This window comes from Gorillibacterium sp. CAU 1737 (assembly GCF_039888655.1).
Classification (GTDB): Bacteria; Bacillota; Bacilli; order Paenibacillales; family NBRC-103111; genus Gorillibacterium.
In genome coordinates, this window is sequence record NZ_JBDQQO010000004.1 from 281,034 (window position 1) to 303,220 (window position 22,187).

A 22,187-nucleotide genomic window follows, 5' to 3' on the forward strand; every position below is an offset into this window, starting at 1 on the left:
CCGGACTATTCCGGGGGGCTTTTTTGATATTCTTTTGATATTCTTTGGGAGACAACGATCGTCTAAGAGAATATCGACTGAACAAAGACGGGTCGATCAAAGAGTCGGACCCCGAATAGTCATGCCATCCATCTGTAGAAAAAAGAGCGAATCAAGGAGGGAGTACGGCTCCCTGTTCCTTGATTCGCTCTCATCTTTACCAGGTATGCGATTATTCCTTCGGCACGATCTGATGCTCGCTATGGAACTGGACGATCCAAGCGATGATCTCACCATTCTCGTCGCGAGCGAAGCGAACGGCTTCGTAATTCCCATCCTCATCGCTGCCGCTTACGCTCATGAAGGGGGATTCTCCGACCTGTTGGTCATCGGAGAACAGAATGCTCTCAAGGAGAGCGAGGGAATGACCAGCATAATCGTAAGTCAGCAACCCGTCTTCTCCCTTCACGAGAACCCTCTTCGAATCGGGCAGTACCGTCCCCTTCTCGAGATCCTTCTGCCAGGCCTCTCGCAACGCTTTTTCCTGGGCTGCGGGGGAATTTGAGTCTTGCGGATCCTTCGTGTCCTGCGGGCCTCCCGGATCATTCGCCCCCTTCTCCTCTTCCCTCGGCTTCAGTAACTGGTCCAAGTAAGCGTCGGCTTTCGCTCGGTCGGCTTTGGCCGGATCGAGCGGCAGGGTAAAGAGCGCGTGGGCTCCCTCGAAATCGGGATTCAGCCCGATCACGCCGCTAGCTTCGTCATACGTGAACGAGTGGATATCGTAGAAGCTTCCGGTGCTTACGGCTAAGTACAGGCCGCGGTCGGCGAATTTCTCCACGTTGTCACATTCAATCAGCCGATACTGGACTCCATCCACGACCAGTTCCGAATACCCGCCTTGCATGGACGCGATGTTAACCTGCCAAGGCGTTACTCCTTTGATCAGGGGGGAGACGAAGAAGGGCTGCTTCCCATACTCTTCATCTTGAGTGGAAGGCATCGGCTTGCCGTCGGTTCGGGCGATGGAGACGACCGCATAAGTACGATCGACGAGGACGGTTCCATCGTTTTCGTAAGCGAAATCGCTCAGGCTTTTCCCGGAGACAAGGCCGTGCAAGGTAAAGATATATCCGCCGGATTCGGCAGACTGATTCAGGGGAACCGCATCCTTGCCGGCAAAGGCTTCTGCCAGCGCTTTGTCTCCAATTTGGTGGACCACCTGCTTCGAATCGAGCAGATGAGCGGCAGCCAGGGCAGACGCGGATACGGCGAGGGTGATGGCGGCAGCGAGGAGCACTGCCACCCGTTTTTTGGGACGACTGGTCTTCACGGGTTCGCTCTCCTTTATCATCTGGAGGACGCGTCGATTCAGCTCGTCCGGCGGTTCCGCCGAAGAGCCCAAAGCTTGCTTCAAGGCGCGTTCCCAGTGGTTGGGTTTATCGTTCATGGTCTTCCGCCTCCAGCATGAGTTTGATCCGCTTGCGTGCTTTGTGCAGCCGACTCTTGACCGTTCCCGCCGGAATTCCGAGGGTTGCTGCAATCTCGTCCACGGACAGCTCCGCCGTGTAGTGCAGGTACAGGGGAATTCGCAGCCGATCTCCTAGGGCTTCGGCCGCTGTCCGGATTCCTTCAGCCCGTTCTCGTGAGAGGAAGATGTCCTCCGGCGAAGCCGTTTCGGCCGAGAATGGGCGGGCCTCCGAGCATGAGGAGTCCTCCGGGAGGGAGCTTGTCGGAGCGATCCGCTGTCTCCAGGCGAATTTGCGCCGCCGGTTTCGGTGCAGGCCGACCGCGATCGAGAAGAGATAGGCCTTCGGGTTTCGGCCTTCGTCGAGCTGTCGGCAGAGCTCGACCGCCTTCAGGAACGTTTCCTGGTAGAGGTCCTCGGCATCTGCCGGAGAAGCGGTCAGCCGGAGGCAAAAGCCGTAGACCGCTTTGCCGTGCTGCCGCACAAGGGATTCCAACTCTGCGTAATCCAACGACTTGTTGCTCCTTTCTGAATGGCCATTCATCCTTATATGGTCACGGCCCAGGAAAAGGTTCCCTTTCTCTCAAGAGAAAATAGCCGCAAAACAAAAAAGACAGCCCTGCAAGCAGAGCTGCCGATTCTTGTGAGGAGTGAGGGCGGCAAGTCTCGGTCCCAGACCACCTTGTACCGAGCTTCTCTCCAACCCTCCAACATATGCGCTATTCTCCCTATGAAGTGGCGGTGGAAATCCACTTAACTGGATGGAGAAGCGGTCTTGCCGGGAAGAGGACGCTAAAGGAAGCTTCAACCTGATCCCAGACTACCCCTCAGTTTGGGTTAACGCCTTGCGACGGCGAGGCGGGCTCGTTCGCATCAGGGAACTTCATGCTGCGGGCGAGATACATCACCGGCGTAGAAGCGACGGAGATCACGAACTTGAACAGGTACGTCGTGACGAGAATCTGCCACCATACGCCGAAGGAATACTCGCCGGCGAAGGCAATGGTGCAGAAGATCAGCGAGTCCACCAGTTGGCTGAACACGGTACTGCCGTTCGTTCGAATCCACAGCTGGTTGTAGTGGGAGAAGTGCTTTTTGAGCTTGCTGTAAATGCGCACATCGAGGAATTGGCTGCAGAAGTAGGCGACCAGACTCCCCAGCGCTACGCGGGGCAGGAAGCCGAAGATGGCTTCCAGGTGCGGCTGAGCGAAGTCTTCCGCTCCGGGCTTGAAGACGAGCGCCATCTGCATCATGACGATGGAGGCCAGGAGACTGAAAAAGCCGAACCAGACGGCCTTTCGCGCATCCTTCGAGCCATACTTCTCATTGAGCAAGTCCGTGCACATGTAGATGCTCGTGTAGATGGTGTTGCCGAGCGTCATGGTGAGGCCCAGCATCGGAATGGTCTTGGCTACCTGAATGTTGGCAACGACAGTAGCAAAGCCGATCCAGGCGTACAGCCCGGTCTTGCCGAACATGCGATAGCAGAGCAAGAACAACCCGAAATTCACAACGACAAACAAAACACCCCAGAAAAAATTGAACGTCAAAACCGTTTCCTCCCTAGTTTTGGTGACGCGGGATGGTCTCGAACCGCGGACCGGTCGCCTTTTGCGCCGGACCTTGTAAGAATACCAGAACGCAGGTCGAGAGAAAACCGTTATTTTTCTGCCAGCCAGCCGTTTCTTGCGGATAGTCAGAGAGGATTCCCTGTCATGTTTGGGTAGGGTTCCCGCTCCCTGCTGATTGAATACCGCGAGACTCTGGTTTGGCTTCGTTCGCTTTTTCGGGGGCTTTCGTCGCCCTTACACGGACTTGTAGCCGCCTTCCAGCTTTTCTTGCATCAATCGGCTGAGCTCGTCCGGGGTTCCTGCGGTGATATCCGCTTTCGGCAGGACCATGGCATGCTTTTTGTTTACATAGAGGTAAAAGGCCGTCTTCGACTCATACACGCGATAAAGGCTGTTCCAGGCGATCGTAGAGGAGGACTCGATGCCCCCTTGATTTCCTTCATACCGAATCGCTTCGGGGGTTAGCGTAAAGTGCTGGTGCATCGGTTTGCGGTCCAGCCGCTTGCCCATCCGCCAGATCGTGAAATGAGGAAAAGCAGCTACGGCCAGAAGAACGATTCCAGGGATGACGTCCGCTCGTTGAACGAACAAGCCGACCGCGGCCACGATCATGATGACCGACCAGAGCGGGAGAACCAGGCTTTTGCGGTAAAAGTGAAAGCGAAGAAAACGGGTTAAAGCTTGGCTTCGATTGGTAATGTGAACTTCGATGGGTTGAGGCATGCGGGTCACCGGCCTTTTTGGTCGAAATGTCGAGCTACGATAGCCATTATACCAGTATCCGACGGCTGTGGCTTCCCTCTGCTGAATGCTCTCTAGTCACCCCGTTCTCACAGAGGGGTTAGCGGCGGACCCGGGACAAGGAGGAATAGGCGAAGATGATGGCAACCAGAAGTACGAGCTCTCCGGCGAAAAGGTTGCTGAATCCGTAGGCGGCGGGATGCTGCTGAAACGGATTAATGGCTCGGTTCATCGAAAGATCGAGCAGCCGTCCGAGTACCGTCGCCGTCGCCGCCGAGGAGAGGAAGGTAAGCATGGAAAAGAACCCCATGCCGACACCGGCATGCTCAGGGCGAAGGTCTGCTGCTACGGTGCCGGAGAGGGCGACCAGCATGAGCGTTTGTCCGAGGTAGCCCGCCACGTAGATGAGGCCGACCACGAGGACGGGGCCGCCGGCGTAGGTGGACAGCAGCAGGCAGCAAGCCGCTTGAAGGGCAGCGGCGACTCGAAAAAGCGCGCGGGTGCCGTGCTTGTCGGCATAGCGGCCGCCCCGCCTGCCGAGGAGCACGGACGTGAGCGCTCCCGGCAGCATGACCCAGCCGACGCGGGAGGAGGCGAGCCCGTTCACCTGTGCCAGAAGCTGCGGCATGAGGAAGGGGAGCGAGAAGCCGATGCCGTTTGCGGCAAAAGCGATGGCGAGCCCGAGCGAGTAGCGGCGGCTTGCGAACAGCGCCGGATCGACGAAGGGCGCTCGCGCGGTGCGAATGCGCCGCACGAAGAGAGCGGCCAGCCCGATGCCCATGACCGCGAGCGGAAGGTCCAGGCGCGTCACGGCGAGCAGGAGGCAGAGGGCAGCGCCTGTGAGGAGCAGCGCGCCTGCGATATCGAGCGGGGTGCCGGAGAGAGGCGGCTCGTGTGCGAGAAGCCGCCAGAGGAACGGCAGCGCGATGAGGGCAAGCAAGGCGAGCAGGAAGAGGAAGCGCCAGCCGGCGAACCCGGCGATGAGGGCGGCGGCGACCGGCCCGGCGGCGTTGCCGAGGGCGGTGCCGACCGCGTTCGAGGCGAGCGCCCGCCCGCGCCGCTCCGGCGGGAAGAAGCGGACCGGGACGAGCATGGCGGCCGCGGGCACGACGGAGGAGCCCGCCGCCTGGAGCACGCGGGCCGCGACGACCATGCCGAAGCTTTGCGCGGCTGCGCCCAGCGAGGAGCCGACGGCGAAGAAGACGAGGCCGAAGGTGAGCAGGCTGCGGAGCCGCCAGCGGTCGGCCAGCTTGCCGTAGACGACGGAACCGACGGCGTAGACGAGCATGTACCCGGCGGCGACCCAGCTCACCTGCGAGGGAGCGAGCCGGTAAGTCCGGGCGATGTCGGGCAGGACGAGGTTGAAGACGGAGCCATTGAGCACGGAGATCATCAGGGTAAAGCGAAGCACGAGGAGGAGCTTTTCTTCCTTAAACTCATGCCCATCTGTCGCTTGAGGCTGTGCGCCGCCTCGGTTTTTCTCGTGCTCTGCGAGACTTCTGCTCCGGGTGCGGTCGCTCGGCTGATCTTGTGCGCGGTCGCTATTTTTTTGCTCTAGCCCAAGCAGATTCTTGCTTCCACGCCGTGCTGTCCCGTCCCGATCCGCCGTCTTGTTCACGCAAGCCGTTCCCCCTGTTCCTCTTTGACAGCCTGAGCGGCTGGCGGTAAAGTTATTTCCGTAGCATAACCAGTTTCGGCCAGATGACCCGCTGCGCTTGTACTCGCTTGCCTTACTCCCGCTGCACCTGAACCGCTTGCCTATACCGCTTGCCTGTACTCGCTGCGCCTGAACCCACTTGCCTATGCGCCTGGTTCTTTGCGTAACACCTCGCTGCTTGAGACTGATCTAACCTACGCTTTCGCACCGTTGTGGACCAGCATCGGAAACGGGTAAATCGGCTCCTGCAGCGTTTTAAGCATTCAACACCTGAGGCCAATCGATAGATGAAGGAGACCATTTATGGAGATCGTCGTTCAGTACCTGTCCTTTTTTGTTATTCAAAGCGAGAGCGAGGACCCGGAAGCCGCGAAGAGCTACCGCCACTTCCAGACGCTTCACCGGGAAAGCTATGAGAACAGCGAGCTGAAGGAGTTTTTGCATGGAGAGCTCGAACGGATTCTCAAGCGAAAAGCCGAACGCAACCCGAAGACGGAGCAAGCCCCTACGAAGATCGGACGCTTTCTCGTTGAACCGGGGTATGAATTGTCGTCGAACCCCAATTACAACCTGTTTCAACGCCTTCGGCAGTCTTCCATGCGGGAAGATTTCCAAGCGGCGAGCGACGATCTGATCCGCACGTATCTCAACACGAGCGCGGTTCGGGGAGGGGCTTTTCTTGTGGCGGCGGCCAAGCTCCCGAAGTATTTTGACGAGCCGTTCCTGCTCGTGATGAAGTGTGACTTTGAGCCGAAGATCGCCCGGATCTCGGACGAAAAGAGCCTTGTCAGCCAAGTGGAAATGGCGATCAGCGCTCGCAGCATCAAGTCCATTCAATATCCGTACATGCCGGAGCCCGGTATGCTGGAGGAGTGGGAGGTAAAGATTCACCAAGCCTCGCATGCCCGCTATTTTGAGGATTTTCTGAAGTATGTCACGTACGAGAAGTCGAAGCCGGCCATCGTCACCGAGCAGATGCTGGGCATGGTTCAGGAATACATGGACGCCAAGTGGCACGGGGCGTCCGGTGGAATGCCCATTGGATCGGAAGCGGACGAGGATGAGGATGAGTCGGCATTTGGTGTGAATAGAGACGGAGAGCCTCCGATGGGAGTGGGCCGTGACCAGAGCGGACAAGCTGATTCCGACTCGGACGTCCCTCCATGGAATGCGGGGGGAGAGGAGGCAGACGGCGGCGAGAGCGGGGAAATCCTTCAAGCGGCGGCACCCGGCGCTTATGCGGATGCGCAGGAGCGGCCCGTTCGAGCAGCGGCACCGACCGATGCCCGCCGTCGCGAGGAGCAGCGGTTGGAGCTGTGGGCAGCGGGGGAGAAGCGCGAGCTGCAGGAACGCTGGACCCATGAGCTGGTCGCCGATGCGACAGCACGGATCGTCGAGACCCAGCCGGATTATGAGATGAACTTCAAACTGGATGGCGTGTCCATCCGGGCGAAGATGGAGGAATACGGCAAGAGCGTACACATCGCCCGTCTGAACGGCCGCTACGTGGTGCTGGTAGAAGGCGACGCCTTCCGGTTTGATAAAGGGATCTCCCCCATCGAGCTATTGAGCCCGGAGCCCTTCGATGACGTGGTTGCCCGTATAGCGGAGGAATCGGACCGCCGCGTCGTGGAAGAACGGGAAGCGCGCTGGCGGGAACGAGAGGAGCGGGATGCTGCTGCATCGGCAGGCTCACACGGGGTCTCAAGCGAGAGCGCTGACGATGGGGACGCAGCCGGGAGTGACGATCGTGGAGACAAGCTTCCGTGGGAGTAAGTGCGAGTGCAGGCGGTAGGCTGTAGGCGGTAAGCTTCGGTGCAAGCGAATCGGTTATTGCTCCCAGCAGGGGGCGCCCAGGGTTGCTCGAGTGAAATAGTGATATGGGAGATACCTATTTGCGCTGAATGAGGCTCATGAACGGAAATAAGGATATACGAGATACCTAAATGCTCGCAGCCGCGCCAAATAGTGCTGATTGAGCGAAATAGCGATACGTGAGATACCTATTCGCACTGAATGAGGCGCACGAGCGGAAATAAGGATATGCGAAATAGCTAATTGCCCACAGCGGCGCCGAACAGAGTGGATTGAACGAAATAATGTTACGAGAGATACCTATCCACGCCTAATGGGGCACACGAGCAGAAATAAGGATATGCGACATCCTTATTTCGCTCACAGCAGCGCCGCCCAGGGGTGATTGGGCGTAATAGGGATGCGAACAGGAAAGCCGCAGAGGGGGGCCGATGGTGAAAAAGCGCTTGGTGTATATCGAGGACGACCGGCAGATCGGAAGCTGGGTGAAGGAGCATTTGACGGCGAACGGCTACGAGGTGGACTGGTTCACCGACGGGAGCAGGCTGGCAGCGGAGCCGGGGGCGGTTCTCTCCGGCACGGATGCGGGAAAGCCCAGCTGTGACCTGGTCATTCTGGACGTCATGCTGCCGGGGCTCGATGGCTTTACTCTCGGCAGACGGGTGAAGGAGAATCGGCCGGATGTGCCGGTGCTGATGCTCTCTGCCCGAACGGCGATTGAGGACAAGCTCGAAGGGCTGCAATTTGCCGACGATTACCTTACCAAGCCGTTTCACCCGGATGAGCTCTCGGCTCGCGTGGAGGTCCTGCTTCGCCGGTTTGGCCGCATGGAGGAAGAGGCGCTTACGCTTAAGCATCTTCAAGTCTTCGGAGAGGCTGAGCGCATCCTCCATGCGGAGACGGGCGAAGAGATTCGCCTCACGGGAAAGCAGCATCAAATCTTTCAAATGCTGCTCCGTCATCGCAACCGGATCCTGACCAAGGAGCAACTGTACGAAGGAGTATGGCAGGAGCCCTATCTCGACGGGGACAAGACGCTGATGGTCCACATCCGCTACCTGCGCGAGAAAATCGAGAAGGACCCGAGCTCCCCCGAGATCGTGGAGACGATTCGAGGGATCGGGTACCGGGTGCGGGCATGAAGACCAAATGGCACAAATCGCTGCTCATTCGCTATCTGCTCATTCTTCTCATGGCCTTCCTGCTCTGGCCGATGATGCTTCCGGCAGCGGCTCTCCTGTCCACGCTGTCTTTTCCTCAGCAGCAGGAGAGGGAGGAGGCCCTGTACACAAACCGGACGGAGCTTACCAACCAATGGCATGACGAGGCAAAGAAGCTCGGAGCAGCGAAAGATTCCGAGATCAGCAAAGCGCTGCTCGAACTGAAGGATCACTATCCCAAGGCTTCGATGTTTTGGGTGGATGAGGCCGGTAGGACCCGCCTTTCGATGCCGACCCAGCCCGATCTTCCCGAGCATTGGACTGCGAGCGAAACGGTAGCATTTATGAAAAGCCACTACGATGCCGACCCGTTCACCGTCGTGGCCTTCATCGGCGGGGACGTTTCCCGCGGCTTCATGGTGCTCCAGATTCCAGACTCTCTATTTCAAACAGGTGTCGCTCCTGTGTTTCGAACCAAGACCTTCGTCGTTCTGCTATCGCTGGTTCTCGGTGCTTTTCTCTTTATCTCGGCCTGGTTCTTCTACCGGCTTCGAAGGCGGCTCGTTATGCTGGAGAAGGCGATGGTTCCCGCCGAGGGAACGGGAGGCATTCCGAATCCGGTTCCGATCAGCCGGGAAGACGAGATCGGTCGGATCGAGTTTGCCTTCAATCGGATGATTGACGAATTAACAGCCGGGCGAGAGCGTGAAAAGGGCGAGGAGAAGCTGCGGCGAGAGCTGATCGCCAGCCTCTCGCATGACCTGCGCACCCCGCTTACCGTTCTCCGAAGCCATGTCTATTCGCTGGAGAAAGAGCCCATATCCACGGAGGGACGACAGTCTCTCCACGTGCTTGGCACGAAGGCGGAGGAAGTCAGCCGCCTGCTGGACGATCTGCTCTCCTATACCCTCCTGACCGCAGGCAAGTACCCCGTACACCCGGAGAAGCTCGACATGGGGCGGCTCCTGAGGGCACACGGAGCGGAATGGTACCCCCTCTTGGAGCAGAATGATATGGAGCTTGAGGTTACCACGCCCGACCATCCGGTGACATGGGAGGTAGACGGCAATCTCATGCGGCGTGTGCTGGATAATCTATTGCAAAATGCAGTGCGTCACGCATCAGAAGGCCGGTATGTTGGCATTCGATTGACTTCTCCTGAGTCGAGATTCCATGAGGGCCGTGGATATGAAGCGGGAAGAGCGGGATCAGACGCGCAGTCGGTTGAGCTGGAAGGGATTGAAATTGTGGACCGAGGCCCGGGGCTTGCGGCCGTCACCGAGCGCAGCGGAGCAGGGCTGGGTCTTGCCATCGTCCGGCTTATGCTGGAGCAGATGCACCTGTCTCTAACCTGTTCAAGCTCGTCAGCAGGAACGACATTTCTCATCCGACCGAACAAGCCCGCCGAAAACGCGTGGGGCTTGCTGCCTGCCGGGAGAATCCAACGATCGTCGCTGCAAGGCGAGGAGTAAGGAAGCAGCAGCAGAGTAGGGGAGAAGGGTAGCAACAAAACAGGGCAACAGCGGAGCAGGACAGCAGAGCAGAGGAGTAAACAGGCAGCGGCATCGTAAGGGCGTAGAGCCTACGATCAACCGCTTGACGGTACCTATCTGCTTGTGGAGCCCCGAGCTCATAGCTGGAGCCATCTCAATGGACCAACCAACAACAAACATAGCAAAAGCCGCTTCCCGAAGTTGATTTCGGCGAAGCGGCTTTTTTAAACCATTTTTAAACAAGATGCGCGCTTGTCTTTAACCTGGCCCCGATAGAATGAACTCATACCTGCTGGCGAGTGCGAACGAATCGGCGCGCCAGGCAAAAGAAAGAGGGGCAAAACGCAATGAGTGAACTCGTATTGGAGACCAGACAGCTCACCAAGAAGTACAAAAACCGGGCTGCGGTGAACGGAGTCAGCATGAGCCTGGACCGGGGGGACATATACGGCTTCCTCGGGCCGAATGGGGCGGGAAAGACAACGACGATCCGCATGCTGCTCGGCTTGATCCGGCCGACGGCGGGCAGCGTTCATGTGTTCGGTAAGCCGCTTGCCGCGAACCGGATGGAGATCCTGCGGCGTGTGGGCTCGCTGGTCGAGTATCCGTCCTATTACGGGCATCTGACCGCGCGGGAGAACCTGGAGACGCTGCGCCGCATCCTCGATGTTCCGAAGGCCCACATTGACGAGGTGCTGTCGATTGTCCGGCTGAAGGGGGAGGAAAACCGCGCGGTGAAAGGATACTCGCTCGGCATGAAGCAGCGCCTCGGCATCGCTTCCGCCCTGCTCGCGCATCCCGAGCTGCTCATCCTGGACGAGCCGACCAACGGGCTCGACCCTGCGGGGATTCACGAGATCCGCGAGCTCATCAAAAGCATGCCACGGGAGTATGGGGTCACCGTTCTGATCTCCAGCCACCTGCTGAGCGAGATCGAGCACATGGCGAACCGCGTCGGTATCATTCGGGAAGGAAAGCTCATCTTTCAGGATAGCATCGACGTGCTGAAGCGTCAGGCTTCCGGTCAGCTTCGGTTGGCGACAAGTGATCCGAGCGAGGCGCTTCGAGTGGTTACCCGCTATTCCGGGCAAGCGCAGCTTGAGGACGGCCTCATCCGCCTGGATCTGCTGACGAACGAGCAGACGGGCCGCCTCGTCTCCAACCTGGTGGAAGCCGGCCATTCCGTCTACCGCGTCGAAGAGGAGCGAAAATCGTTGGAGGACCTCTTCCTCAACATGGTGGGAGGCGAAAGCCTGTGAGCCAGACTACTGCTAGCCAGAACACGGCTAACCGGACACCTGCTGGTCGGACAACGGCAAGCCGCGGCACGCTGCTGGGCCTCTTTTCCTCGGATTGCCTCAAGCTGAAGAGGACGATGGCGCTGCCGCTCGCCATCCTCGGGCCGTTCGGGGTTGTCGCCTTGACCGCCTTGAACTACGGGCTGCGATACGATTATCTCTACAAACTCTACGAGGGTAAGCATTGGTCCGCCCTCATCAGCAACACCATCTTCTTGAGCTTCCTCGCCCTTTTGCTCGGCATGTCGCTTCTCGCGTCTCAGCTTGCCGGGCGGGAGCACCAGACCCATGCCTGGAAGCAGACATTGGCCCTTCCGGTCTCGCGCCTGAGCGTGTATACGGCGAAGTTCCTTCTGCTCATTCTCTTGCTCAGCTTTTCCTGCCTGCTGCTGTTCGGAGGCACCTGGCTTCTTGGAGGCTTGCTCGGCTTCGGTTGGGAGGCGCCGCTTGCTCAGCTTGCGATCAAGTCCTTTTACCCGCTGCCGGCCGGACTTGCCTGTCTCGCGCTCCAGTACGGGCTCTCGGTAGCCTTCCGCAATCAGGCGATCGCGATGAGCGTAGGCGTGCTTGGCGTCGTCATCGGCATGTACAGTATTTCGCTACCGGACTTTATCATCTGGAAGCTTCCGCTGCTGGAAAATAACGCGGGATACCCCGAGTGGTCGGTTGTCGCAGGCACGCTGCTGGGAGTAGTCCTTTTTACGGCGTGGAGTCTGCATTTTGTTCGAAAGGACGTGAACTGACATGAGCGCTTTCCTTCGCATTCGCAGGGCCGAGTGGCAAAAGCTTCGCAAGAGCACCATCTGGCTCTTGATTCTGGTTGGTCCCTTTTTCAGCGCGTTAATGGGCGGGCTCGACCTCTCGCTTCCGGGGGAGGAACGGTGGGGAGAATTGCTCACCAACATGGCGGCGGGGCAAGGACTGTTCTTCCTGCCTCTCTTTACGGGGATTTTTGCCGCTTTCGTCTGTCGCTTTGAGCACCTGGACGGAGGCTGGAAGCAACTGCTCGCGCTCCCCGTTTCCCGCGCTACGGTTTATTGGGTGAAGCTCGTCATCGTGCTGGAGCTGATCGTGGCGATGCAAGTGATTTTCCTGGGTGCGTATTGGCTCGTTGGCGAGCTGCGCGGAATCCCCGGTGATATCCCCTGGAAAATGGTTCTCACGAGCGTAGGCGGCGGCGTGCTCGGTGCAATTCCCATTGCGGCATTGCAGCTTGCGGTCTCGGTGGGCTGGACGAGTTTCGCTGGTCCGCTCTCCCTCGGTGTCATGCTGACCATTCCGAACATCCTGGTCGTCAATTCTGTGAAGATCGGGCCGTGGTATCCTTGGGCGCAGCCGTTTCTCGCGATGATGCCCCGTTTGAAGGAAGCGGACGCTTTTGGAGCGCTCAATTTGAGCCTTCCCACCATCCTCGTTGTGATCGCGGGCGGGGCGGTCCTCTTCATCGCTGCTGGCCTTACGTACTTCTGTCGAAAAGAGATCTAGGAGCTGCAAGGAAATGAGTATCCGCTTTTGCTGACAAAAGCTCCGCGGTTTTGGGAGTTTTGTCAGCAATTTAGCGGTACTTATTTCGTTGCAGTCTCTCAGAGCGTGTACTTGCAGACCCGACTCTTGGTCGGATTCGTCGGTGGTATCACCATCTAGCAACAGGGCCACGCCCCCATGAACACACCGGCTCTTGTTTCCTCGTCTCGTGGACGGCCCTCCACCCGATCCGCTACAATGAGAGGACCAGCAGGAGAAGGGCGGGAACGAAACAACATGAGCGGGACAAAGGCAAGAGAAGCAGCATCCGCCGGAGGGGTCCGGCAAGGGAAGCTGCGCAACGTGGGCTTGTTCGCCCACGTCGATGCGGGCAAAACGACGACAACCGAGCAAATGCTCTTCCGAAGCGGGCGAATCCGCACGCTGGGCAGTGTGGATTTCGGCACGGCGCAGACGGACTTCCTTGAGGTGGAGCGAGAACGAGGTATCTCGGTGCGGGCCGCCGTCACCCGCTTGGAATGGAACAGCGCCGCGATTAATCTGGTAGACACGCCGGGACACGTCGATTTCCTCGCGGAAGTGGAGCGAGCGCTCGATGTGATGGACGGAGCGGTATTGATCGTCTCAGCGGTGGAGGGCGTCCAGGCTCAGACCGAGGTGCTCTGGGATGCACTCACCGAACGGAGGATTCCGGTCTTGATCTACATCAACAAGATGGATCGGGTAGGGGCGGACCCACTCGGTACGCTTCGGCAGATACAACGCTTGCTCGGAGCGAATGCGGCGCCGCTTCAAGTGCCGATCGGCCAGGAGGGCGCCTATGCCGGGGCGGCGTTCTTGCCGGGTATTCCGCTAGGCAAAGCGATAGACTCTGCTGTTACCTTGTCGAGGCCGGATTCAGGAAAAACGGAGAGCGCGACGGCCGCAAGCGATGCGGGCTCGACTCTCTTCGAGTTGGGCGAAGCCCAAGAAGCAGAACACTATCGTGGCCTTCTGATCGAAGCGGCGGTTGAAGCCGATGAGGAACTGTTCGCCCGTTATGTGGAGGAAGGGACTCTTTCTCTTGAGGAGGTAGCGGCCCGACTGCCGGAGCTGACGAGGCTGCGCAGGCTTACGCCTGTGCTGTTCGGGGCGTCAGCGCGCGGGCTCGGGGTGAACGAGCTGCTGGACAGCATCGTGCATCTGCTTCCCGCACCGGAGGGAGACCCCGCAGGCCCGCTCTCCGGTGTGGTATTCAAGCTGGAGAAGGACCCGATCATGGGACGCGTGGCTTATGTCCGCTTGTATGGAGGTACCCTGAAGAACCGCGATCTGGTCGTCAACCGGACACAGAAGCTGTCCGAGAAGGTGACCCAAATCCGCCGTGTAGAAGGGAACCGTTCAGAGGACATCGGGGTGCTGCAGGCAGGAGATCTGGCGGCCGTGTACGGCCTCTCTCGCGCCTGCATCGGAGATGTGCTCGGGGAAGCAGAGCTGCACAAGCGGCGAGCCTTGGCCGTTCCGCTCCTGACGGTGCAGGCGGAATGGCCTGCCGGAATCGAGGACCGGGCCGTCGTCGCTGCCTTCCAGGAGCTGGCGGACGAGGACCCGCTCCTTGACCTCATGTGGCAGCAAGAGACAAGAGAGCTACACCTGAAGGTGATGGGGCCGATCCAGATGGAGGTGCTGACGGGGCTTGTGAAAAGCCGCTTCGGTCTCGACATCCGCTTCGGCGCGCCATCTGTCATCTACAAGGAGACGCCCGCCCGAAGCGGCGAGGGGCTCATCGCCTATACGATGCCCAAGCCGTGTTGGGCGATTCTGCGCTTCCTTATCGAGCCTGGAGAACGGGGCAGCGGGCTTGTCTATCGTTCGCTCGCCCGGCCTGAGCGGCTGCTCGAAAGCTACCAGAATGAGGTGGCCCGCCGTGTGCCCGAAGCGCTCCAGCAAGGGCTGTTCGGCTGGGAGGTCACCGATCTCAAGGTGACGCTCCTCGAGGGCGAGCATCACGTCTGGCATACGCACCCGTTGGATTTTGTCGTAGCCACCCCAATGGGCATCATGAACGGGCTCGTGCAGACGGGGATTCAGCTGCTGGAACCGATGCTGCGCTTCCGCCTGTCGGTACCGGAGGAATTCGGCGGCAAGCTGATGAACGAGCTCGTGGTGATGCGGGGTGAATTCTCCGCTCCGGAGCGGATCGGAGAGCGAATGGAGATTACCGGACTCGTACCGCTCGCGACCTCTCTTGCGTTCCCAGCCCGAATCGGTTCGATGACGAAGGGACGCGGCATCTGGGCAGCGACCTTCTCGGGCTACCAGGAATGTCCGCCGGACGTGGCGGCTGAACGGCCTCGTCGGGGCGTCAATCCGCTCGATCAGGCCAAGTATATTTTGGCCGCCCGGAGCGCCCTCTCCTAAGGTATGCCTACGAGGCAGGGCAGCGGCGTGACGAAGACGTCATTTTCAGGGCGGGCCCCTCGTATCGATTTTGAAAAAGAAAAAATTGCAGGAGCGCGATCGCCTCGTCATGCCTGGAAGTCGGCAGCGCCACTTCCAGGGAGCGGAAGACAGGGTCTCCCTCGTGCATCTGATAGGCGATGCCGAGCACCTCATTCTCTTTCGTCCCGGCATCCTTGGTGTAGAAGAGAAAATTTGAGTTCAGCATAGACCGCTTTTGAATGTCCGGCAGATGGCGAGGGGGGAAGCCCTGTTCTTCCGCCCAGCTCTCCAACTCGGGAAAATAAGCGCCGATCTGGCTCGTGATACAGCCGACACAGGCCCCGTCGTCCTGGAAGCGGATATATTCGTTCGTCTTTTCCGGATTTTCCAGACGAATCGCGCTTGAGCCATTCGCTCCAATGGCGCCTTGGTTCACTATCCAGCGATCCGGAGCGAGAACAAGAAGCCCGCGTGCAGGGTCAAAGTCTCCTTCACTCAACCAGTACCCGGCAAGCTTGCCGGACAGGGAGGGCGGGAGCAAGTACCCCGATAGCTGGAGCGGAGCAGGAGGCTGCTGCGATTTGGGTGCCTCGAGACCATACGTCCCGCGAATGCAGGAGAGAGGCAGCTTGGTTGCGGCCGAGCCTTCTCCCAGCGTCAGCTCACCGCAGGAGAAGAGGCTTTCTTCGCCGGGTGAACCTGACGTGACTGCTGCCGCAGAAGATGCGGGCGAGGCGGGAAAAGCGGGAGAAGACGCAGCGGAAGAAGGGGAAGCGGATGGGGTGCGATCATCCGCTTCACCAGCCGGTTGGCTCTTGCTGGAAGAGGAACCGGGGGAGGGTGAAACCGCCAGAGAAGAGGCTGCAGGGGATGAGTCGGCCAGAACGCCTGTACCGCTCGGCCCACCTGCTGTACTGGCGGCCGGGGAGTCCGCGCGCTTCGCGTTCCCGCCGCAGCCCGACAAGAGCAGGATTGCTGCCGCAATAGAGAAAAAGAGAAGAACTGTTTTCTTCATAAGAGAACCCTCCCGATCCGCGAGCAGGCGGAGTTGCCTGCTATTCTACAGAGTAGACGGATCGGAGGGTTTTCTTGTTTCCATTTGCAGCCAAACGAGGGTCAAGTCGTGGAACCGGGGGCTGTCAATGAATCAGCTTGCTTTTCTTAGCGCTGGCGACGAATTTGGCGGAGGCCCGGTTGATCGGCGCTTTCAGCGCCAGCCCGAGTACGAGTGCGATGGCGGCATAGACGGCCATGTGCACAAAGTCCCTCCAGACCACATCCCAGAGAATGCCGCCGACCGCCTCACGCATCATGCTGATCCCGTAAGTGAACGGCAGGTAGGGATAGAGGGCCTGGAAGAACGGCGGCGTTACTTGAATCGGGAAGGTTCCTCCCGACCCGGCGAGCTGCAGGACGAGCAGGATGATGGCGATTGCTTTTCCCACGTTGCCGAAGACGGACACGAGCGTGTAGACGATCAGCATGAAGACGGAGCTGAGGAGCAGGCCGAACAGCACGAAATAGAGTAAGTCGTGAACATAGGTACCGAGCAGGAAGCGGTCTCCCAACGTCACGAAGAGCGCCTGAAGAAGCGCGGTCTGTAAGAACAGGAGGTAACGGCCAAAGTACACCTCATGGTGGCGGCAGCCTCCCGGGCAATCGTCCACCTCGACCGAAAGGAGGGAGACCAGGAGCAAGGCTCCGACCCATAACGACAGTGTGGTGAAAAAGGGCGACATCCCCGATCCGTAATTGGGAATGGGGTAGAGCTTGTTTTCCACAAGGGTGACCGGATGGGCGAAGAAGGCGCTTTTCTTCTCAAAATCGTTGACCAGCAGGCTGATGATATCCTGAATGTCGCCCTGCTGCTCAAAAGTGCGAATGCGGTTGGCGATGCCGTGTACCTTCTCTTCGACAGAAGGAAAGGCGGCTTGAATGGCCTTGGCCTCTGTGGTTCCCCAAACGATGCCCGTGGCGGCGTCTTGAAGCAGCTTCTGAATGTTCGGGAGGGCGGCTGTCGCTTCATCCAAAAGCGTCTTCGTGTCGCTAATCGTTCGATCAACGCCATCAAGGGCCGTCTTCACCTTAGGTGCGACCGTCGAGTCATATCGACTGACCAGGGAGCCGCTGATGCGAGCTGCCTCAGCAGTCCGTTCGGACAAGCGGCTGAGGAGCTCGGCGGCGGTCCCTTTGCCTGCTGCCCGTGCTGCCTGAATCTGCTTGAGCAGGGCAAGCTGCTCCTGCGTGAGCTCGTTCAGGCGGGTCAGCTCCGTGCGCTCGCCGGCAAAAAGCGCAGAGGCCCCGCCAAACCGCTCAAAGCCCGCGAGAAAGTCGCGAACCGCGAGCGTGAGCGCGGCCGTCTTCTCCAGCCGGGGGATGACGGCAGAGAGCGCCGCATCCACCAAGGTCGGCTCCGCGCTCTCATCGGCAAGCCGTCCGGCTGCTTCGCTCACCGCCTCGGCTGCGCCCTGGACCGCGATGAGGTCCTGCCGGATGTAGGGCTCCGCGGCGGTGAGCAGCGCGCGGCTTTTTTGTGCGGCCTGCGCGGCTTCCGTTGCGAAGGCTTCGCCGTTCGCGAGCAGCTCGTTCGCCACCGGTAGCGCCTGCTGGGCCTTGCCGACAATTGTCTCCGCTTTGGCGAGATCGCCTGCCGTCGTATCTACAGCCGTACGGGCTGTGGGAAGCAAGCTCTCGACCTGAAAGATGAGGCTCTTGGTCTTCTCGATCACGGGAAGCTCGCGTGTCAGCTCGATGCCGAGCTCATTGAACAGCCGAAACAGCGCCTCGCTCGCCGTCTGGACGAACGTGGCGCTCACTTCTTCCACGATGCCGCTCGCCCCCTTAGAGGTAATCTTGGGAGCGATGGCATTGATTTTTTCGTTCACGTAATAGAGAATTTCCGCTTCCACCGGCTCCTTGGACAGGACGGAGGCGATATCGCGCGAGAAGGCTTCGGGGATGATGAGCGAGGCGTAATAGTCTCCGTGACGAACGCCGGACAGCGCCTTCTGCTCCGTGGTAAACACCCAGCCGATTTTGTCGTTTTGCTTCAGGGACTCGATAACTTCATCGCCGACGTGAACCGGACTGCCGAGCAACTCGGAGCCTGCATCCTGATTCACGACGGCTACCTGAATCCCCCTCGTGTTCCCGTACGGGTCCCAAGAAGCTTCAATATTGAACCAGGCGTATAACGAGGGCAACAGCGCGAGAGCGGACAGCATGATGAGCGCCGCCGGGCTGGTGAACAGGTTCTTCATATCCCTGCGATAGATCGAGAAGATACGCCGCATGATCGCCTCCGAGTCTCGGATCAGCCGCACCTACTGGCTGGGCTGCCCTTTTGTCTGACTCAGTTTTCCAATTGCAGTGGAGCTTCATGCGGAGAGAACGCCGAAAGAACGGCGAAAAGGCGAGGAGGGAGGATGGAGAGAGTGGAGAGAGTGGACGTTGGGAAGGTCAAAGCAGACCAGAGAAATCCCGAGAGAAAGCCCCCAAGAGCCCCCCAGGAAGACCACTCCCCGTCTACAGGCTTATCGTCGATTCCAAGCAGCTTCGCCATACGCAACCTTACCGCCGAAGGTGGGAATAAGGCCGGCCAGGATGCGGAGCAGGGTGGGTTTGCCTGAGCGTTTTGACCGATCAGCCCGTAGATGGCTCCTTTTTCTACACGAAGAGAAACGTCTCGCAATGCAGCACTTTTTCCATAGCTTTTTCGGATATGCTCCGCAGTTACGATGGGCTCGCTCATCTTTCTTTTCCTCCGCTCAAGGGATCGTGGCGTCAACCACTCTCAAATCCATTAAGAAGTAGAGCACAAGGGCGATGGCGGCGGTGATCAAGATCCCCTTAAGCAGTGCTTTGACCATGCTTTTCTTCCATTCTTTTGCCAGGTTGGTAACGGCCGTCGCCTCATTCCAATGGGTTTGAACCTGGTTTAAGGGAAGCTGACGGTCCATTGCCTCAAGCTCTGCTCGGCACGATTCGCAGGAGGCCAGATGCTCCTCGACCAGCTTTCGGCTGTCGCTACTGCATACGCCATCGTGGTACAGGGGCAGCAAGTCTTTGATGATTTCACAGGATACGTTCATGTCAGATCCTCCTGTAGCTGTTTTTTGGCCCGATAAAAGATCAGCCGCGCCCAACTGTCCGTTTTTCCAAACAAGTCCCCGATCTGCCGAAAAGAAAGCTCTCCGTACACGCGCAGCATGAACACTTCCTTGTAAGGCTCCTTCAGCCGATGGACCAAACCATGAAGCCGCTTGGCGGACTCTCTATTCAGGTAGTCCCTCTCCACGTCAGCGGGGCCCGGAACCTCGGGGGCCAGAGCGGGTGCAAACCTCTGTTGCTTCTGGTAGTGGGAGAAGTAGGTATTCTTGGCGATCTGGCAAAGCCACACCGACAATTTGCAGGTTCCGTTGAACCGATCCATGTGCTTCATGGCCTTGAAGAAGGTATCCTGGGTCACCTCCTCGGCGATGGTTTCATTTTGGCTAAGAGAAAACACATATTTGTATACATCCGAAAAATGCTCCGTATAGACCTTCCCGAAATCGGACAAGGTTTCACCTCCCCTTCATAAGACCATCCTTTTCCCAAAACGTTTCAAAAAAGGATGAAATGAAATTTGGTGTCAGGTCGGAACGGCTGGTGTTGGTCCTCAAGCGGAGACATTTTACTAAGAACGGTATAGGGTTTATTGGAAAAATATACATGATAGCAATCCATATAGATGGTATAAATAGGCTATTCCCATGTTTAGTGGATGGATACTCAATGCTTCATCAAACGAGGAGGCGATATTGTTGTCGGAAACAGAAAAGATTACCATTAATCTTGGAGCTGTGGACCTGGGTCAACTCGATCTGCTGGTGGAGCAGGGCTTTTACTCCAATCGGACGAACTGAAGAAGATTTCTTCAGGAAGTCCTTAACAAGTCGCTAACATGTGTAAGGTAATGTGAAGGGGGGTGATCGATTGGCTAAGATTATGATTGTAGAGGATGAACCCTCCCTGAACGAGTTGATTCGCAGGAATCTGGCCCTGGTCGGGCATGAGAGCACCTGCATCCATGATGGCCGCCTGGCTCTTGAGGAGGCTCGGAGAGAGCCGCCGGATTTGATGATTCTCGACGTGATGTTACCTGGCATGTCGGGCTTTGATATTCTCGACCGGCTGGTGAAAGACAGTCACTCTCGTATCCCGGTAATCTTTTTGACGGCGCGTGATAAGTTGGCTGACCGCATTAAAGGATTAGAGTCCGGAGCGGACGATTATATCGTGAAGCCCTTTGAGACGCTGGAGCTGCTCGCTCGGGTAGAGGCGGTCCTACGGCGCACAAGGAAGCATACCCGGAGTTTCGTGCTGGATGAAGCAGAGATTGATATGGAGGGGCGAAAGGCTCTTTACCGGAATGCGCCGGTCGAGCTTGCCCCGAAAGAATTCGAGCTGCTTGAGGTGCTCATTCTCAACCGGAACCTTGCACTTTCCCGGGACAAGCTGCTGGAGTTGGCTTGGGGGTATGAGTACGAGGGCGACATGCGGACAGTCGATGTACATATTCAGAAGCTGCGAAAGAAGCTGGGGTGGGAAGACCGGATACAGACGGTGTACAAGCTGGGCTACCGGTTGGAGGCGGGAAAATGAGATTTTGGCAAAAAGCTTTCCTGCTTACCCTGGCTCTCTTTCTTGCCGCTTTTGACACAGGCATCTTCTTGACGGTGCAAACGACATTTCGCCGCAACATGGACGGGGAGCGGGAACGATCACTGAACGAGCATCATTTTATAACGGCGTCTATGGCGCGTGACCTCTACGCCATCGAACAACGAGCGTCGGAAAACGCAGATCGCGCCCTGGAGTCGCTCTTCTCGGGGTATGCCGCTTATTACAGGGAGAAGGGTGTCTACCTGGAACTGCGCAAGGAGGGAAGCCCGCTCTATACAGACATTCCCGCCTCGTCGGAAGAACTCGGAGTACCGAAGCTGCAGGCAAAAGCGGGTGAGCGGACCACCGTCATCTTGGCTGAGGACGCGGGCAAGCTTCTGTTCGTTCACGGAACGTTGGCGGAGCCCTTTGGAGCCTACAGCCTGGTGTATGCGCACGATATCTCCGAATTGCTCGCTGATCAAAAGCGGCTGAACGGCCTACTGATTGCCATTACGATCTTGATCTCCATCCTGCTGGCCGGTTCCTTGTATCTGCTGCTCATGCGCCTTTTGAGGCCCGTAAGAGACCTGTCCCAGGCTGCGCAGCGTATTGCCCAAGGACATATAGAGGAGCGTGTGGGAGTCGTCGGACATGATGAATTCGCCGAGCTGGCGGAGCATTTCAACAAGATGGCCGATCAGGTGCAAAGCCACATCCGCACCCTGGAGCTTGCTGCGGAGCAAAAGCAGCAGTTCGTCGACAACCTGGCTCATGAGCTGCGAACTCCCCTTGCCGCTATCTCCGGATATGCAGACTATTTGTTGCGGGCGGCGGTGGACGAGGAGGAGCGGTATATGGCGACGAATTACATTTTGTCCGAGAGCAGAAGGTTGCAGCAAATCTCCCTCAAGCTGCTCGATCTGGCCCTGCTGCGGCAAAATGAGGTCGAACGGGTGGAGGTGGATCTGGAGAAGCTGTTTCGTCAGGCAGAGGAAACTCTGCGCCCGAAGCTGGCGGAGAAGCGGCTTACGCTGTTGCTGACGCCTCAGGAGCAACGGGTGACGAGCGATCCGGTGCTGCTCGAGAGCCTGCTGATCAACCTGCTGGACAATGCCTGCAAAGCGTGCTTTCCCGACGGTTGCATAGAGCTATCCTCGTATGTGGATCAGGGAATGACCGTGCTTGCGGTCAGGGACGATGGCTGCGGGATGACGGAGGAGCAGTTGCCAAGGATTACCGAGCCCTTTTACCGGGTAGATCCTTCGAGGAGCCGCAAGCAGGGCGGAGCGGGCTTGGGCCTGGCATTGAGCCGGCAGATCGCCGAGCGGTTGAATGCTCTGCTTGATTTTGCTTCGGAGCCGGGAGCGGGGACCACGGTGAGCATCCGTTTTTTACAACTCCCTGACAAGTTGGTTAAGTCTTCGCAATAGGTGCGGCTTACAATATGGATGTA

19 protein-coding genes and 1 pseudogene are annotated in these 22,187 nt (G+C 58.3%); 11 read left to right on the forward strand and 9 right to left on the reverse strand.

The genetic code is table 11. The annotated features are described in order from the left end of the window. Positions 1 to 211 precede the first annotated feature (211 nt). From AAFN83_RS11045 to AAFN83_RS11065, 5 genes are all read right to left on the reverse strand, one after another. A complete protein-coding gene (locus tag AAFN83_RS11045) occupies positions 212 to 1,426 on the reverse strand; it encodes a hypothetical protein (RefSeq protein ID WP_347769210.1) in 1,215 nt (404 codons plus the stop codon). After that, positions 1,416 to 1,955 carry an RNA polymerase sigma factor gene (locus AAFN83_RS11050; RefSeq protein WP_347769212.1) on the reverse strand — a complete coding sequence of 180 codons (540 nt, stop codon included), beginning with the start codon at positions 1,953 to 1,955 and terminating at the stop codon, positions 1,416 to 1,418. Before AAFN83_RS11050 ends, AAFN83_RS11045 begins: the two co-directional genes overlap by 11 nt. Positions 1,956 to 2,271: 316 nt before the next feature. Continuing rightward, positions 2,272 to 2,994, reverse strand: coding sequence for a queuosine precursor transporter (locus AAFN83_RS11055; protein ID WP_347769214.1), 723 nt, complete (start codon positions 2,992 to 2,994; stop codon positions 2,272 to 2,274). A 255-nt stretch (positions 2,995 to 3,249) separates the two neighbouring features. Next, the gene (locus tag AAFN83_RS11060) at positions 3,250 to 3,738 is read right to left on the reverse strand and encodes a YcxB family protein (RefSeq protein WP_347769216.1); all 489 of its coding nucleotides are present in this window, start codon (positions 3,736 to 3,738) and stop codon (positions 3,250 to 3,252) included. Between the two features lie 118 nt (positions 3,739 to 3,856). Continuing rightward, entirely contained in the window at positions 3,857 to 5,374 is a 1,518-nt protein-coding gene (locus tag AAFN83_RS11065; RefSeq protein WP_347769218.1) for an MFS transporter, read from the reverse strand. A gap of 342 nt (positions 5,375 to 5,716) precedes the next feature. Between AAFN83_RS11065 and AAFN83_RS11070 the strand changes: the two are divergent. The 8 genes and pseudogenes from AAFN83_RS11070 to AAFN83_RS11105 all read left to right on the forward strand — a co-directional run. Further along, a pseudogene (locus AAFN83_RS11070) lies at positions 5,717 to 6,418 on the forward strand (DUF3900 domain-containing protein); the annotation flags it as partial. A gap of 102 nt (positions 6,419 to 6,520) precedes the next feature. After that, the gene (locus AAFN83_RS11075; RefSeq protein WP_347769491.1) at positions 6,521 to 7,189 is read left to right on the forward strand and encodes a DUF3898 domain-containing protein; all 669 of its coding nucleotides are present in this window, start codon (positions 6,521 to 6,523) and stop codon (positions 7,187 to 7,189) included. Between the two features lie 470 nt (positions 7,190 to 7,659). Further along, complete coding sequence (locus AAFN83_RS11080) at positions 7,660 to 8,370, forward strand: response regulator transcription factor (RefSeq protein WP_347769220.1); 711 nt, start codon at positions 7,660 to 7,662, stop codon at positions 8,368 to 8,370. After that, complete coding sequence (locus tag AAFN83_RS11085; protein WP_347769222.1) at positions 8,367 to 9,860, forward strand: histidine kinase dimerization/phospho-acceptor domain-containing protein; 1,494 nt, start codon at positions 8,367 to 8,369, stop codon at positions 9,858 to 9,860. The genes AAFN83_RS11080 and AAFN83_RS11085 overlap by 4 nt, the downstream gene beginning before the upstream one ends. A gap of 368 nt (positions 9,861 to 10,228) precedes the next feature. Continuing rightward, positions 10,229 to 11,140 (forward strand): ABC transporter ATP-binding protein, encoded by a 912-nt coding sequence (locus AAFN83_RS11090; protein ID WP_347769224.1) that lies wholly within the window; start codon positions 10,229 to 10,231, stop codon positions 11,138 to 11,140. After that, positions 11,137 to 11,922, forward strand: a complete 786-nt coding sequence (locus AAFN83_RS11095) for an ABC transporter permease (protein ID WP_347769226.1) — start codon at positions 11,137 to 11,139, stop codon at positions 11,920 to 11,922. The genes AAFN83_RS11090 and AAFN83_RS11095 overlap by 4 nt, the downstream gene beginning before the upstream one ends. A gap of 1 nt (position 11,923) precedes the next feature. Further along, a complete protein-coding gene (locus AAFN83_RS11100) occupies positions 11,924 to 12,664 on the forward strand; it encodes an ABC transporter permease (RefSeq protein WP_347769228.1) in 741 nt (246 codons plus the stop codon). A 276-nt stretch (positions 12,665 to 12,940) separates the two neighbouring features. Next, positions 12,941 to 15,064 (forward strand): GTP-binding protein, encoded by a 2,124-nt coding sequence (locus AAFN83_RS11105; RefSeq protein ID WP_347769230.1) that lies wholly within the window; start codon positions 12,941 to 12,943, stop codon positions 15,062 to 15,064. 7 nt (positions 15,065 to 15,071) lie between these two features. Here the strand turns inward: AAFN83_RS11105 and AAFN83_RS11110 are convergent, their stop codons facing one another. The 4 genes from AAFN83_RS11110 to AAFN83_RS11125 all read right to left on the reverse strand — a co-directional run bounded on the left by AAFN83_RS11110 (position 15,072) and on the right by AAFN83_RS11125 (position 19,646). Beyond that, positions 15,072 to 16,100: a DUF4850 domain-containing protein gene (locus AAFN83_RS11110; RefSeq protein WP_347769232.1), complete on the reverse strand. Its 1,029-nt coding sequence runs from the start codon at positions 16,098 to 16,100 to the stop codon at positions 15,072 to 15,074. Positions 16,101 to 16,224: 124 nt separating this feature from the next. After that, positions 16,225 to 18,378, reverse strand: coding sequence for a YhgE/Pip family protein (locus AAFN83_RS11115; protein WP_347769234.1), 2,154 nt, complete (start codon positions 18,376 to 18,378; stop codon positions 16,225 to 16,227). A 474-nt stretch (positions 18,379 to 18,852) separates the two neighbouring features. Next, positions 18,853 to 19,176, reverse strand: a complete 324-nt coding sequence (locus AAFN83_RS11120) for a zf-HC2 domain-containing protein (RefSeq protein ID WP_347769236.1) — start codon at positions 19,174 to 19,176, stop codon at positions 18,853 to 18,855. After that, positions 19,173 to 19,646 (reverse strand): RNA polymerase sigma factor, encoded by a 474-nt coding sequence (locus AAFN83_RS11125; protein ID WP_347769238.1) that lies wholly within the window; start codon positions 19,644 to 19,646, stop codon positions 19,173 to 19,175. The genes AAFN83_RS11120 and AAFN83_RS11125 overlap by 4 nt, the downstream gene beginning before the upstream one ends. A gap of 244 nt (positions 19,647 to 19,890) precedes the next feature. On the opposite strand from AAFN83_RS11125, the gene AAFN83_RS11130 reads away from it, so the two are divergent. The 3 genes from AAFN83_RS11130 (at position 19,891) to AAFN83_RS11140 (ending at position 22,164) form a co-directional block, all read left to right on the forward strand. Further along, positions 19,891 to 19,992 (forward strand): hypothetical protein, encoded by a 102-nt coding sequence (locus tag AAFN83_RS11130; protein ID WP_347769240.1) that lies wholly within the window; start codon positions 19,891 to 19,893, stop codon positions 19,990 to 19,992. A 70-nt stretch (positions 19,993 to 20,062) separates the two neighbouring features. Continuing rightward, positions 20,063 to 20,731 (forward strand): response regulator transcription factor, encoded by a 669-nt coding sequence (locus tag AAFN83_RS11135; protein ID WP_347769242.1) that lies wholly within the window; start codon positions 20,063 to 20,065, stop codon positions 20,729 to 20,731. Beyond that, positions 20,728 to 22,164 (forward strand): sensor histidine kinase, encoded by a 1,437-nt coding sequence (locus AAFN83_RS11140; RefSeq protein WP_347769244.1) that lies wholly within the window; start codon positions 20,728 to 20,730, stop codon positions 22,162 to 22,164. The genes AAFN83_RS11135 and AAFN83_RS11140 overlap by 4 nt, the downstream gene beginning before the upstream one ends. The last annotated feature ends 23 nt before the right edge of the window (positions 22,165 to 22,187 follow it).